At 32.4% G+C, this 15,564-nt stretch carries 14 protein-coding genes; 4 read left to right on the plus strand and 10 right to left on the minus strand.

The genetic code is table 11. The annotated features are described in order from the left end of the window. Positions 1–254 precede the first annotated feature (254 nt). From JX000_RS09620 to fakB1, 9 genes are all read right to left on the minus strand, one after another. Positions 255–488: a CsbA family protein gene (locus JX000_RS09620; RefSeq protein WP_124228494.1), complete on the minus strand. Its 234-nt coding sequence runs from the start codon at positions 486–488 to the stop codon at positions 255–257. Positions 489–493: 5 nt separating this feature from the next. Beyond that, the gene (locus tag JX000_RS09625; RefSeq protein ID WP_002450916.1) at positions 494–1,135 is read right to left on the minus strand and encodes a YfbR-like 5'-deoxynucleotidase; all 642 of its coding nucleotides are present in this window, start codon (positions 1,133–1,135) and stop codon (positions 494–496) included. A 198-nt stretch (positions 1,136–1,333) separates the two neighbouring features. Continuing rightward, positions 1,334–2,137 carry a COG3942 and LysM peptidoglycan-binding domain-containing protein gene (locus JX000_RS09630; protein WP_145505750.1) on the minus strand — a complete coding sequence of 268 codons (804 nt, stop codon included), beginning with the start codon at positions 2,135–2,137 and terminating at the stop codon, positions 1,334–1,336. Between the two features lie 369 nt (positions 2,138–2,506). Beyond that, positions 2,507–3,614, minus strand: a protein-coding gene (gene prfB, locus JX000_RS09635) for a peptide chain release factor 2 (RefSeq protein WP_206140657.1) whose coding sequence is annotated in 2 segments (ribosomal slippage) — positions 2,507–3,541 and positions 3,543–3,614 — 1,107 coding nt in all. Because the reading frame shifts where the segments join, the coding sequence is not laid out codon by codon here. Positions 3,615–3,891: 277 nt separating this feature from the next. Continuing rightward, on the minus strand, positions 3,892–6,426 hold the full coding sequence (gene secA, locus JX000_RS09640; RefSeq protein WP_206140658.1) for a preprotein translocase subunit SecA: 2,535 nt from the start codon (positions 6,424–6,426) through the stop codon (positions 3,892–3,894). Positions 6,427–6,998: 572 nt separating this feature from the next. Next, complete coding sequence (gene hpf, locus JX000_RS09645) at positions 6,999–7,574, minus strand: ribosome hibernation-promoting factor, HPF/YfiA family (protein WP_002450920.1); 576 nt, start codon at positions 7,572–7,574, stop codon at positions 6,999–7,001. Positions 7,575–7,635: 61 nt separating this feature from the next. Beyond that, on the minus strand, positions 7,636–8,310 hold the full coding sequence (locus JX000_RS09650; RefSeq protein WP_206140659.1) for a ComF family protein: 675 nt from the start codon (positions 8,308–8,310) through the stop codon (positions 7,636–7,638). After that, positions 8,310–9,641: a DEAD/DEAH box helicase family protein gene (locus JX000_RS09655; RefSeq protein ID WP_206140660.1), complete on the minus strand. Its 1,332-nt coding sequence runs from the start codon at positions 9,639–9,641 to the stop codon at positions 8,310–8,312. Before JX000_RS09655 ends, JX000_RS09650 begins: the two co-directional genes overlap by 1 nt. A gap of 29 nt (positions 9,642–9,670) precedes the next feature. Then, positions 9,671–10,537 carry a fatty acid kinase binding subunit FakB1 gene (gene fakB1, locus JX000_RS09660; protein ID WP_049423638.1) on the minus strand — a complete coding sequence of 289 codons (867 nt, stop codon included), beginning with the start codon at positions 10,535–10,537 and terminating at the stop codon, positions 9,671–9,673. A gap of 139 nt (positions 10,538–10,676) precedes the next feature. Between fakB1 and JX000_RS09665 the strand changes: the two genes are divergently transcribed. Further along, positions 10,677–11,318, plus strand: a complete 642-nt coding sequence (locus tag JX000_RS09665) for a YigZ family protein (RefSeq protein WP_002450924.1) — start codon at positions 10,677–10,679, stop codon at positions 11,316–11,318. A gap of 73 nt (positions 11,319–11,391) precedes the next feature. On the opposite strand, the gene JX000_RS09670 is transcribed toward JX000_RS09665, so the two are convergent. Beyond that, positions 11,392–12,477, minus strand: coding sequence for a glycosyltransferase family 4 protein (locus JX000_RS09670; RefSeq protein WP_002450925.1), 1,086 nt, complete (start codon positions 12,475–12,477; stop codon positions 11,392–11,394). A gap of 451 nt (positions 12,478–12,928) precedes the next feature. Here JX000_RS09670 and gdpS point away from each other — a divergent pair, with 451 nt between their 5' ends. The 3 genes from gdpS (at position 12,929) to JX000_RS09685 (ending at position 15,561) form a co-directional block, all read left to right on the plus strand. Next, positions 12,929–13,999: a GGDEF domain-containing protein GdpS gene (gdpS, locus tag JX000_RS09675; protein WP_049423637.1), complete on the plus strand. Its 1,071-nt coding sequence runs from the start codon at positions 12,929–12,931 to the stop codon at positions 13,997–13,999. 290 nt (positions 14,000–14,289) lie between these two features. Beyond that, entirely contained in the window at positions 14,290–15,051 is a 762-nt protein-coding gene (locus JX000_RS09680) for a threonine/serine exporter family protein (protein ID WP_002450927.1), read from the plus strand. Between the two features lie 15 nt (positions 15,052–15,066). Then, entirely contained in the window at positions 15,067–15,561 is a 495-nt protein-coding gene (locus tag JX000_RS09685; protein ID WP_002450928.1) for a threonine/serine exporter family protein, read from the plus strand. Positions 15,562–15,564: the final 3 nt, after the last annotated feature.

The following is a 15,564-nucleotide window of genomic DNA, read 5'->3' on the forward strand; positions in this document are numbered from 1 at the left end:
TAAAGATTATCACCGTTTAATACATTATTTATTAATTACTTTCCCTAGTTAACCTATTGTCATACATCATTTTGATGATATCGTTAACGTAAATATTAGCACTGAATTTATTTTCTATTTTAACAAATCTCGAATAAAAAATACAAACATTTGTTCGCTAACATTTTTATATTATAAGATAAATAAAAAACAAACATAGCTTAGCAAACTATGCTTGTTCTTATAGACTTTTTATCAATCAAGTTGTATATTAATCAAGTTTTATTCTTCTCCTTATGGAATTCTAGTTGATCTATGATTAAATAACCCGCTAATAGCGATACAACATCAATAAATATAATCCATTCACTATGAAAAAAGCCTTTATATATTGAGGTTGCGATTAATATTAATGTAACAGAGGTACCAATCCATTTATTTTTAGTCACTACACTAAAAAGCACAATTAAAATACAAGGAAAAAAGGCAGCACATGCATACCAAATCATTTATTTCACCTGTTTCTTTTATTTAGTATTGTCATCGTAGTTTCTCGTAATTCTGTTCTAGGAATGAAGTTTTCTGTTAGCATTTCAGGAATTACATTATCAATAAAATCATGAACAGAAGCTAAATGATCAAATTGCATAATTGTTTCTAAACTCATTTCATATATTTCAAAAAACAAAGGTTCTGGGTTACGTTTTTGTATTTCACCAAATGTTTCATAAAGTAAATCGATTTTATCTGCTACAGCAAGTATTTGCCCCTCTAACGAATCATCTTTACCTTCTTGTAACCTTTGTCTGTATATGTCACGATATTGTTCAGGGATTTCTTCCTTAATAAAATTCTCTACCATTTCTTCTTCAACTTGTGAAAAAAGCATTTTCAATTCTCTACTTGCGTACTTTACTGGCGTTTTAATATCACCTGTAAACACCTCTGCAAAGTCGTGGTTTAGTGCTTTTTCGTATAAGCTCTTCCAGTCTATAACATTTCCATTATATTCTTCAACAGTACCAAGATATTGAGCAATTTTAGTTACTTTGAACGAGTGTGCAGCAACATTATGCTCAAAATATTTGAATTTACCAGGCAACCTAATAAGCTTTTCCATATCAGAGAGTCTTTTATAATATTGATGTATGCCCATTCCGTGATACCTCCTTCTCATTTAATCATAGATGATACTTAGTTTCATTATACCAATCATCATCATGATTAAAAGCAATATCTTAATGTTGATTTCAACTTAATCGATTATATGCAAATGAATTAATATAAAAATAAGCAGCAACGTAATCATGTCAATTACGTTACTGCAATATCAAACTTTAATACGTATTCAAATTTAATGAATATAGTTGTAGCTACCTGGATTTGTAATTGTTCTGTAAGATTTCACATTAAATCCACCGTTCCAGTTCATCTCAGATACTGTAACAGTACCATTACTGTTTACACTCTCAACTACGCCTACATGACCATAGCCACCTGAACCATTTGTACCAGGGTTAGATTGGAAAACAGCACCTGCAACTGGAATATTATTCACTGTGAAACCAGCATTTCTAGCATTTACTGCCCAACTACCAGCATCTCCCCATAAACTTCCAATAGGTTTCCCTAACTCTGCACGACGATTGAATGCATAATATGTGCAGTTTCCATAATTATATAAATTACCTGAATGACTTACAGAATACAAGCTAGCATCAGTGTCATTACGATAGGATTGATTCGTTGTAGCAGATACTTGTGGTGTTGATTCACTTCTAACATCTATATATTGTTGACTTGTAGTTGATGTTGGTTCTCCAACATAGTAATTGCTTGTATTATAAGTTGTATTATTAACTTGATATTGTGTTTCATAAGGAGAAACAATAATGATGTCACCTGGGAAAATTAAAGGTGTAACCCCAGGATTAAGGTTATATAATTCTTCTAAAGTAATATTATGATTTAAAGCGATTTGATATAAAGTGTCACCAGGTTTGACGATATATTGACTAGCATTCTCAGTTCCAACTGATGCTATGTTTTCAGATGTATTCACATTAGGTACAGCAGTTTCTTCTTGAGCATCTGCAACATTGCCGAATGCGATACACGCTGCTACTGATGATAATGATAATAATAACGTCTTCTTCATTAAATATGTCATTCCTTTGTTGTATATTCTAATTTGTTGAATTTAATATAACACAACATTATTTTAAAATGCTTAATGTTAAATTGATGTAATATAATATTTATACACTATCATTTCAAGTATCATCATACATATCACCATGAACACATATATATCAACTAATTCAGAGTGATTCATTGTTAGTTTGACTTTGTCATAATTATCACGTGAGTAATATTACAAGAGATGTTTTACATAGATTCTGTCTTTTTTTAAATTTAAAAAATAATACATTCTTCTATTTATTTAAATAGCAGTACTTTTCAACTAATAACAGACAGAACTTAAGATCATTAAATATCTCAAGCTCTGCTTCATTTATTCATTCATTTATTTATCCATTTGGTGTCTTAAATATGCTTCAATAAACGGACCAATGTCACCATCCATTACTGCATCCACTTTACCTGTTTCCTCATTTGTTCTATGATCTTTGACCATTGAATAAGGATGGAATACGTAAGACCTAATTTGACTTCCCCAACCTATTTCCTTCTGCTCACCACGTATTTCTGCCATTTCACGCTCTTGTTCTTCTAATTTAAGTTGGTACAATTTAGATTTCAACATTTTCATTGCAGCTTCACGGTTTTTAATTTGTGAACGTTCATTTTGGTTATTAACTACAATACCTGTAGGATGGTGGGTAATTCTAATTGCTGATTCCGTTTTATTGATATGTTGTCCGCCAGCACCAGATGCTCTGAAGGTATCAACTGTGATGTCATCAGAATTGATTTCTATTTCAATCTCATCATTATCAAAATCAGGAATAACATCACAAGAAGCAAATGATGTATGACGACGGCCAGATGAATCAAATGGTGAAATTCGAACTAAACGATGCACACCTTTTTCTGCTTTTAAATAACCATATGTGTTATGCCCTTTGATTAATAGTGTCACACTTTTAACACCCGCTTCATCACCTGGTAAGTAATCAACTGTTTCAACTTTAAAGCCGCTTTGTTCGCAATAACGTTGATACATTCTTAATAGCATACTTACCCAATCCTGTGATTCAGTACCACCTGCACCAGGATGTAATTCTAAAATTGCATTATTAGCATCATATGGTCCATCTAATAATAATTGTAATTCAAAGTGATCAATCTCTGCTTTAAATTCGACAACATTATTTTCTAACTCTTGCTTCATATCTTCGTCAAATTCTTCTTGTAACAATTCAACTGTTGCAGACATGTCTTCCACAGATTCTTCTAATTCATAAAAACCATTTACCATTGATTTTAAAGCATTATTTTTATCAATAATATCTTGGGCTCTATTTTGATCATCCCAAAAATTGGGCTCTGTCATCATTTCTTCATACTCTCGGATGTTAGTCTCTTTATTTTCTAAGTCAAAGAGACCCCCTAATTTGATTTAAATTGTCTTTATACGCATCTATATTTCTTTTAATTTCTGATAATTCCATAATGTCTCTCCTATTTCGTTTGGTAATCTATGATCTTTATTTCAATATGATTTATTTTATCAAATTCTTAAATATCACTACACCACATTCATCATATTATACGCTTATATTCTATCATATATAACCTGAATTACAGTATAAGAATACGAATTATGTTAAAGACTCATAACTTAATCATCGATATTAACTCATTTTCTCAATCAATGAAATAAACACTAAAAAAGCCCAAGACAACATTGTCTCAGGCTTCAACTACATAATATTTATTAACATACAACTATGCTTGTCCATGACAGTTTTTATATTTCTTACCACTTCCGCAAGGACAAGGATCATTACGACCGATGTCTTCACCTTTAACAATCGGTTGTGGTTTTACTTTTTCTTTACCATCTTCGGCTGAAACATGTTTTGCTTCACCGAAATCTGTTGTTTTTTCACGTTCAATATCATCTTCAACTTGTACCACTGATTTTAATATGAACTTACAAGTATCTTCTTCGATATTTTGCATCATCATATCAAATAACTCGTGACCTTCATTTTGATAATCACGTAATGGGTTTTGTTGTGCATATGAACGTAAATGGATACCCTGACGTAACTGATCCATTGTATCAATGTGATCTGTCCAATGACTGTCAATAGAACGTAATAAAATCATTCTCTCGAATTCATTCATTTGATCGCCAAGCGTTTCTTTTTGTTTAGCATAAGCTTTTTCAATTTTAGACCATACTACTTCAAAGATATCTTCTGAATCTTTGCCTTTGATTTCTGATTCTTTTAATTCGCCTTCTTGTAAGAAGACATCATTAATGTAGTTGATGAATGGTTGGTAATCTAAGTTATCATCCTCTTCATTGATATGATAGTTGATTCCACGTTGTAATGTTGAACGTAACATGGCATCTACAACTTGTGAACTATCATCGTTATCAATGATTTCGTTACGTTCACTATAGATAATCTCACGTTGTTTACGTAGTACTTCGTCATATTCTAAGATACGTTTACGGGCATCAAAGTTGTTACCTTCAACGCGTTTTTGTGCTGATTCTACTGCTCTTGAAACCATTTTAGATTCAATTGGTGTAGAATCATCCATTCCTAATCGGCCCATCATTTTTTGTAATCTCTCTGAACCGAAGCGAACCATTAATTCATCTTGTAATGATAAATAGAAACGACTGTCACCATTGTCTCCTTGACGACCAGAACGACCACGTAATTGGTCATCAATTCGGCGTGATTCATGACGTTCTGTACCAATAACGGCTAAACCACCAATTTCTTCTACGCCTTCACCTAATTTGATATCCGTACCACGACCAGCCATGTTTGTCGCAATGGTAACCGATCCTTTTTGACCAGCATTTGCGACTATTTCCGCTTCACGTTCATGGTTTTTAGCATTTAATACATCATGTCTTACGCCACGTTTTTTTAATAAATTAGAAATATATTCAGATGTTTCTACAGCAACTGTACCCAATAATACAGGTTGACCTTTTTTATGCTTTTCAACTACATCTTCAACAACGGCATCGAATTTCCCTTTTTGACTAATGTAAATTAAGTCAGATTTGTCAACACGTTGTACAGGTTTATTAGTCGGAATTTGAGTTACTGTCATATTATAAATATTACGGAACTCTTCTTCTTCTGTTTTAGCAGTACCTGTCATACCTGCCAACTTATTGTACATTCTGAAGTAGTTTTGGAATGTGATTGACGCCATAGTTTTAGATTCATTTTGAATTTGTACGCCTTCTTTAGCTTCAATCGCTTGGTGTAAACCTTCAGAGAAACGTCTTCCCAGCATTGTACGACCAGTAAATTGGTCAACTATAAGTACTTCGCCATCAACAACCATGTAGTCAACATCTCGTTGTAATGTTACATGTGCTCTTAATGCTGTATTAATATGACTAATAATTTCTACGTTTTGAACGTCATAAAGATTATCAATCTTAAACATACGCTCAGCTTTATCTGCACCTTGTTCTGTTAAGTTTACAGATTTCGTCTTTTCATCATATTTATAATCATCATCTAATTTGAGCATTTTAGCGAAAACATTAGCTTGTGTATAAAGAGATGTAGATTTTTCTGCTTCACCTGAAATAATAAGTGGTGTTCTTGCTTCATCAATTAAAATAGAGTCAACCTCATCAATAATAGCAAAATGCAGTGGTCTCATAACACGCTCTTCTGCATAGTTCACCATGTTATCTCTCAAATAGTCGAATCCTAGTTCGTTATTCGTGCTATATGTGATATCTTGTGCATATGCTTCACGTTTTTCTGTTGTGGTTTTACTATTTAAATTAAGTCCTACAGATAAACCTAGAAATTCGTATAGCTCTGCCATTTCTTCACTTTGAACGCTAGATAAATATTCATTGACTGTAATAACGTGAACGCCTCGCCCTGCTAACGCATTTAAATATGTAGGCATTGTCGCTGTTAACGTTTTACCTTCACCTGTTCTCATTTCAGCAATATCGCCATGATGAATTGCGATACCACCCATTACTTGTACTTTATATGGAATCATATTAAAAACACGTTTAGAACCTTCACGTACGAGTGCATACGCTTCAGGTAAAATTTTATCTAAATAATCATTTTGTTTTTTAACATCTTCAATTTCAGCAAGTTCTTCTTGAAATTTCTTAGTTTTATTTCGAATTTCTTCATCAGTTAAAAGTGCTGTTTCTTCCTCTAATGCGAGTACTTTATCAGCTAACTTACCTAATTTTTTCGTTTCTTTTTTATTGCCGTCAACAATTTTTGATAAAAATCCCATTCTGTTCGCTCCTTTAGCTAAAAACTGCTTGGCTTTCAACAATTAATCTTACCATTTATACCTTTAGAATCATACTTAAATACTCATTAGTATACTTTATTCCCTTTGTCCGTAACATAAACATATTGGCAAACATAGCTTACATACTTTATGCTATTTCACATGGTAATTCAATCAAAATGCCTTTGTGTCTTTTCAATCGATAACATAAATAAATCTAATGAATTGTCAACAAGTTAATTCTAACATGATACAATGTATTATTTCTCGTCTCAAATAAATAAACTTCGCATAAATTGCGAAATTTATTATACAGTACTTCGTTTCTGTTATTTTCAATTAAGATTAGCACAGTATAATGCTTGCGTCTACGAATTCAACATCCACACATCATTCGTATTAAGTCTTTTTACTAAAATCATTATGATTAATTTTTTTCAATATCGTATCTAAAAAAGGGAGCAAGATGAAGTATTCATATACGAATAACAATCATCTCACTCCCAATGTAACACTATTTAATTATTAAACTGAATTAATTTCATACCTATATTTAAGGTTCACATTGACCCTTATTGTTCAGTTGTTTCAATTAGACCATATTTACCATCTTTACGACGATAAACGATACTAGTACCGTCAGTTTCACGGTCTGTAAAGATAAAGAAGTCATGTCCTAAAAGATTCATTTGTAGCACTGCTTCTTCAGAATCCATAGGTTTTAAACTGAATTGTTTAGAACGGATAATTTCGATATCATTATCATTATTTTCTTCAGCACCGCTAATTTCTTCTGGTGGCGCTTCTTGAACTTCTGCTACAAATACTTCTTGATCGCCACGATCACGGTGCTTACGATTTACACGTGTTTTATACTTTCTAACTTGACGTTCAAGTTTATTAGTAATTAAATCAACACCTGCATATAAATCATCATGTCTTTCTTCTGCTCTTAAAGTTACATCTTTAAGCGGAATTGTCACTTCAACTTTTGTAGTTGAATTTGAATAAGTTTTAACTTTAACGTGGGCAACCGCATTCGGTACATTGTTAAAGTAACGTTCTAACTTACCAATTTTTTCCTCAATATAGTTGCGAATTGCATCTGTGATAGTGAGGTTATCTCCATGAATTTCAAATCTAATCATAGTAATCTCTCCTTTAACCTCTTATATTGGTAATGCTTAATTATATTTTACCACGTCACCCTCATCTTGCAAACGCAAACACATTGAATTTTCTGACATTTAATGCAGATAATTTACACATTGCGCGGTTAATCGTTAACCCTGTTGTATAAATATCATCTACAAGTAATATTTCTTTACCATCCAACTCAACATTGTTTCTTATAAAGAAGGGATTGGTCTCTTTAAGACGGTTAATTTTATTTAACTCTGCTTGTTTCGGTCTTAATTGTGTACCTAGTACATTTACATAGGCAATACCCTTCATCTTTAATACTTCTTCAACTGGATTAAATGTCCTTTCAATATTACGTTCATCTGGCGATGGTATTGGAATTACATAATCAAACTTACCTTCTGGTAAATTGATGATCGCGGCAAGAACCTTACATAAATAATGATCTTTCAAAAATTTATATTGATGCATCGTTTCTTTCATAATACCATCATAATTAAAATTACATTTTAATCGATATTGAATGTTAAATCGTTCATTCAAAAATTGACAGTCTTCACAAATATGTTCACCTTTAGTCATTAATTTCAAACACTTTTTACAACGCTTTAATGCATCATTAATCTTTACTTGATTCCATTTTTCAAAGCAAGTCTCACATATAACACAAGGTTTTCTATAAAAATTAATAATAGTTAATTGTTCATTGATCGGATTTAAACATTGTAGGCATTGTTCCATTATATGTCTAACCATCCTTTTTGTTTCGCAAGTTGATTCATTTTTTTAATATCTTTTCTAGCTAACATCATTGATAACGACACACCATTATGATAATAAACCACATTCCCGTTTGGGGCTTGCTTCTTTCTACCCACTCGACCTGCGATCTGTATTAATGCCGCTTTAGAAAACTGGTCAGCTTCAATAACTACGACATCCAACTTTTCCATAGTAAAACCTCGTTCAAGAATGGTAGTGGTAAAAACAACCATATGATTGCCTGTCCTTAAAGATTGCACTTTCTCAAAGCGCTGTTCATCTTCACTGTGAATATATATTAAATTAGGTATTTGAGATTGATATGTCTTAAAAGCTTTAATCATATGATCAATATGATTAAAAAACACTAAGGTATAACGTTGATGCTGTATTTGTTTGGATAAGAAATTCAACAATTTAAATTGAACCTGTTTGGGTTTAAACTTTAAATATTGAAAGATAGGTACGGGGAGTGGTTGTCGGTGAAATCGTGCTGGCAATTTTATCACATTATCTTTACTTATCGTTGATAATAATTTCTGTGGTGGTGTAGCTGTCATATAAATAGGACATGCGTTCTGTTTGGAAGATGATTGAATGACCTTAAATAAGTCGTCATCCATAGATAAGGGAAATGCGTCTACTTCATCAATGATGATCGTATCAAAGTGATTTTTATATCGGTATAGTTGATGAATTGTTGAAGTGATAAAATGTCCATCGAATTGTTGTTGACTACTTTGATGTATGACATCTATATCTTCGTGAATAAATGCATTTTTAATCCGTTGACTAATTTCTACTACAACGTCAACACGTGGGGATACAATCGCAATATTGTCTCCCTGATTTCTAGCAAACTTAATGCCTTCGAAAATCATTTCAGTTTTTCCAGCTCCAGTAACAGCGTATAACAATAATTTTCTTCGTTCCATAATGGCTTTTACAATTTGTTGAGAGGCATAGCTTTGTTGGTCTGAAAGCTCAAATTCCAGATGATATTCACATGGCGTAACCTTTTGATGACTCTTTATGATTCTATAATCAGTCAAATGATCCATACGACCAAGTTGTATACATTTCCTACAATATACTATGTCCTTATTTATAAAATCTGAATAATAGCGATGAAAATATTTAGCATCGTCTGTTTCACATTGAACACAATGCCATCGGTTATTTTTAAATACGACCCCTTTAGTAACAAGCGCCACTTGTTCCGAAGTGATATTCGTTTCCGAATGTATTAACTTACCATAATGTAATATTGATGTTCCCTCCAATAAAAAAAAGACATACCGAATTGTCATTTAACAATTCCATATGTCCTCTCAATCTTCTAATTAAGTCTAATTTGGCGTGCTGTATATCCTAAACCTAACCCACCAGATCCTAAGTGTGCGGCAATAACTGGTCCAAATTCAGAATATGCTACTTGATAATGTGAAGGTGCATTCGCTTTGACAGATTCTAATAACGCTTTTCCATCATCAGTTTTATCACCATTAATCACATAAATGGTCACATCATCATAATCTTTGACTTGATTTAAGACTTTGTCTTCTAATGCTTTGAGTGCTCTCTTCTTAGTACGTACTTTTTCTTCCGGTACAATTTTACCGTCATCAAACTTAAGTACAGGTTTCATTTTTAGCAAAGTACCTACCCAAGCTTGTGCGCCTGTAATACGGCCGCTTTTTTGTAAATTTTTTAAGTCATCTACAATTAAATAAGCACCTGTATGTTCTCTCATATCAGTTAACTCTGCTATGATATCATCTGGTTTATAACCTTGTTCTACCATTTCTATTGCACGTAATACGTAACAACCTTCCATCATAGCCGCAAGCTTACTATCAAATGCATAGACGTTAATGCCTTCAACTAATTCTCCAGCTTGCTTCCCAGATTGATAACTCCCACTAATTCCACTAGATAAGAATACAACTATCACATCTGTGTAACCATCTTCTCTTAATTTTTCATATCTTTGAATCCATTCACCTACAGCCGGTTGACTAGTCGTAGGTATCGTTGCTGAAGAAGCCATTTTATTGTAAAAATGGTCAATATCAACATTTACATCTTCAGTATAGCTTACACCATCATCAAAAGTTACACTTAACGGTGCAACTGGGATATCATATTTATCAATTAAATCTTGAGATAGATAGCTAGTAGAATCAGTCATTACAGCAATCTTCATAGTAGTCCTCCTCAATTATACTCATAGTAATAATACAATATTTTATTAAAAAAGAAAATCTTAATTAAACAATTTATTTTAAGTATTTACAGCGTGTATAATACTAGTATGAAAACAGAGCGAAGATGAAGGTGAAAAAATGACAAAACCAATCATTACTATTAAAGAAGAACATACTATTGAAAATACGATCAATAAATCTCGTTTTATTTCACATATTAAACCTGTAGCTTCAGAAGATGAAGCAAAGGCATTCATTAATGAGATTAAAGCACAACATAAAGATGCAACACACAACTGTTCTGCATATACTATAGGGCCAGAAATGAATATTCAAAAAGCAAATGACGATGGCGAACCAAGTGGTACGGCTGGTGTACCTATGTTGGAGATATTAAAAAAATTAGATCTACATGATGTGTGTGTGGTTGTAACACGCTATTTTGGTGGCATCAAATTAGGCGGCGGCGGACTCATACGAGCATATAGTGGTGCAGTACGTGATGTCATTTATGATATCGGCCGTGTTGAATTAAGAGCCGCTATTCCAACCACTGTTACCTTGAATTATGATCAAACCGGTAAATTTGAATATGAATTAGGTTCTACTAGCTTTATGCTTAGAAATCAATTCTATACTGACAAAGTTAGCTACCAAATTGATGTCGTTGAAACTGAGTATGATGATTTTATCGCCTTTTTAAATAAAACGACAGCTGGCAATTATGAGCTAAATACTGAAGATATTAAAATGTTACCCTTTGATATTACAACAGATTAAAAAGAAGCTATCTAAAGACAGAGTCTCAATTCCGATTAAGTTGAGACTCTGTCTTAGATAGCTTTTGTAATATTTAGTGATTATCTTCCTCTTCATATTGATGTTGAGGATGTGGAGGATCACCTTTTTTAGTAATGAGATTTAAGATAGGTCTATAATTATCATCTATTAATCCTGTGAATTCAACAATGAGTTCAATCGTTAAAATAATTAAAATGAACATCATTAAGGCACCTAGAGGTTGAGATAGATACAGAATAATACTAGATAGACTGAATAAGATAGCAATGGAATATATGAGTAATACGGTTTGTCTATGTGTATAGCCTAGTTCTAACAACTTATGGTGCAAGTGAGATTTATCCGCTTGCATAATATGTTGCCCTTTTTTCATTCGTCGAATCATTGCAAAAATAGTATCAATAAATGGTACCGCTAAAATAACGATTGGGAAAAATAAAGCAATAAATGTAATGTTTTTAAAACCTAACAATGAAACAAATCCAATAATAAAACCAATCATTAAAGCACCGCTATCACCAAGAAATATTTTAGCTGGGTGTGAGTTATAGAATAAGAATCCTAATAAAGATCCAATTAACACACAACAAATCATAATAATAAAGATATTCGCCTGTAAGATAGCGATAAATGCAATCGTCATTAATGCTATCGCAGATACACCAGATGCTAAGCCATCTAATCCATCAATTAAATTAATAGCATTAGTAATAGCCACAATCCAAATCACTGTAATTGGAATACTTAAAATTCCAAAATGTATCGTTGGACCCATTGGTAATGAAATAAAATCAATCGTGATGCCATAAAATGCTACCACTAAAGCAGCGACGATTTGCCCAGCTAATTTGATATAAGGTTTAAGATCAAATATATCATCGATTAAACCAACGGCATACATCAAAATTGCTCCGATAACTAATGGCTTCACTTCTCTTTCAATAGGATGACCTAACCACATTCCAATTAAAAATGAGAATAAAATAACTGTGCCACCCATGACTGAAATCGGCTTTGTATGTACCTTACGAAAGTTGGGTTTATCTACTAAATTTAATTTTTTAGACATCGCAATAATAATGGGTGTTATTATTAAACTGACTATCATAGTAAATGCAATGAGTAATAATGTATACATCAGTTCACCTTCATCAAAATTAAGTTAGTTTCTATCATTAAGGGTAAGTTTTAAGAAATCCAACCATTTTTCTTCCTATATTTATAGTTAATAATTAAATTTGAGTCGGTTATTTTGTATGATCTTCCTCTTTAATAACGACTTCTATCAATCTTGTATTTTATCGTAATAACATCAGTTGCTATCATCTTTCCTTATTATTAAATCAACTGTATAATTAGAGTTAATCTAAAAAAGACATCCCAAATTTATAACAACATTCATTCTTCATATATTTCTACATCGATATTAATACTCTCACATGACGAAACTATTTTTTTCATCATATCACTTAAGTTAACATTTTAACATTAATCACTATTTTATGTGATAAATTTTTTAGTCTAACTAATGACAAATTGTAAGTTTTCACTTACAATAGCTAATGGTCAATAAAGGAGTCGGTAAAACTATGTTTGAAGCAATTATATATAATATTTCAGTCATGGTTGCAGGCATATATTTATTTCACAGACTGCAATACTCTGAAAATAAAAGAATGGTTTTTTCTAAAGGATATGTCACTGTTTTAATGACACTTGTTGCACTTTTATTAGCAGCATATCCCATTCCCTTCCGTTTAGAATACTTAGTTCATTTAACGTTTGTACCTTTATTATTCTTAGGGCGTTATACTAACATGGTTTACACATTGGCTTCTGCTATCGTCGTATCATTAGTTGACGTACTTATTTTTAACAACTCAATCATATACGGTATCACTTTAGTCGTTATTGCGGGTGTTGTCAGTGCAGTAGGCCCATTTTTAAAACAAAATGACATTATATCGTTGCTTATATTAAATTCAATCAGTATTATCATTTTATTTATACTTGCATTAGTGAGTCCAATTTATGATTTGATTGAAATTGCAATTTTAATTCCTGTGTCATTCATTATCACAATTGCCTCTGCAATTACATTTGTAGATATATGGCATTTCTTCTCACTCGTTAATCGCTATGAAAATGAAGATAAATATGATTATTTAACTGGTCTTGGGAATGTAAAAGAATTCGATAGACATTTGAATCAAATATCTAAATATACTGAGACACATCATGAAAGCTTAGGCTTGTTACTGATTGACATTGATGGTTTTAAAGATGTAAATGATACATATACGCACCAAGCAGGAGATGCTGTATTAAAACAAATGTCTCAACTACTTAAAAATTACGTCCCTAAACAATTCCTTATTTTTAGAAATGGTGGCGAAGAATTCTCTGTCGTGATTAATGATTATACGTTGGATCAAAGCGTCAAACTTGCCGAAAATATTCGACAAGGTGTAGAGAAGTCATCCTTCCACCTACCTAATAAGGAAGTCATTAAACTTTCAGTATCTATAGGTGTCGGATATTTAACACAAGATGATCGCAAATCACAAAGACGCGTCTTTAAGGATGCTGATGATATGGTTCATGTGGCTAAAAGTGAAGGTAGAAATAAAGTCATGTTCAATCCTATTATTAAACTATAATCAAATATTGGATACAGAATCAGAGGTAGAGGCAAAAAGATTTGTCATTTCGTTAATTTATTTATCGAAGTATGAATCTTTCATGTCTCTTCCTCTTTTATTTTATAAACACATTTCTTATTCATCACAGTCACAATATGATTAGATTTAATATAGATGTTAACTAGTGTTATCACCTACTTCCTTCATTACATAATCTTTTCAATATGCCGTACTCTATTGAAAGTTGTTAGCTCAAGATGTAAACTTCAATTATTCATATCATTAAATTAATTAGGAGGTGGTTATTCATGTCAGATTCAATCACTATCATCGATGAGAATAAAGTGATTGATGTCGTGTTGATTGCTGGTAGGATTTTACTAGAAGCTGGTGCTGAAACTTATCGTGTTGAAGATACCATGAATAGAATTGCGCATAGCTATGGCTTGCATGATACATATAGTTTCGTAACTTCAACCGCTATTATCTTTTCACTTAATGATCGTACGAGTACCAGATTAATTCGTATTAGAGAACGTACGACTGATTTAGAAAAAATAGCATTAACCAATAGTTTATCTCGTAAAATTTCTAGCAATCAACTTACTATCGATGAAGCAAAATCTGAATTAATCCACCTTAGAAGTGCATCGTTGCAATATTCATTTTTAATGAATTTATTTGCAGCAGCGATCGCATGTGGTTTTTTCCTATTTATGTTTGGTGGCGTTGCATCAGATTGTTGGATCGCCATACTTGCTGGAGGATCAGCTTTTCTAACGTTTAGCCTTGTTCAACGATATATTCAAATTAAATTTTTCTCAGAATTTGTAGCTGCTGCAGTAGTAATCACTATTGCTGCTGCCTGTTCGAAACTTGGATTGGCAACAAATCAGAACATTATTACTATTGCGAGCGTAATGCCTCTTGTTCCTGGTATTTTAATTACCAATGCTATACGAGATTTACTAGCTGGAGAGTTATTAGCAGGTATGTCTAGAGGAGTTGAAGCAGCGTTAACTGCATTTGCAATTGGTGCTGGCGTTGCTATTGTATTACTAATTTTTTAAGAGAGGCTGTTCATATTGTTATTTTATTTATTTCACTTCACAATAAGTTTCATTTCCACAGTCCTTTTCTCCATCATATTTAACGCACCTCGTCGATTATTGTTAGCTTGTGGATTTGTCGGTGCAGTTGCGTGGACAATTTATCAATTTACTGTTGATATGCAATTTGGAAAAGTTGGCGCTACATTTTTAGGTAGTTTAATTTTAGGCTTACTCAGTCATACAATGAGTAGACGCTATAAGCGACCTGTTATTATCTTTATCGTACCTGGAATCATTCCACTTGTACCAGGTGGTGCTGCGTATGAGGCAACACGCTTTTTAGTTTCAAATAATTACACTAGTGCTGTAAATACCTTTTTAGAGGTAACCTTGATATCAGGTGCGATTTCTTTTGGTATCCTCGTGGCAGAAATCATCTATTATCTCTACACACGTATCAAGCAGTATTATGGTAAAATTAAAGGTAAATCATATAGAAAATCTTATAATATGAATAATCGAGTTTAAGGG

It is taken from the genome of Staphylococcus sp. SB1-57, assembly GCF_017086425.1.
GTDB classification, from domain to species: Bacteria; Bacillota; Bacilli; order Staphylococcales; family Staphylococcaceae; genus Staphylococcus; species Staphylococcus warneri_A.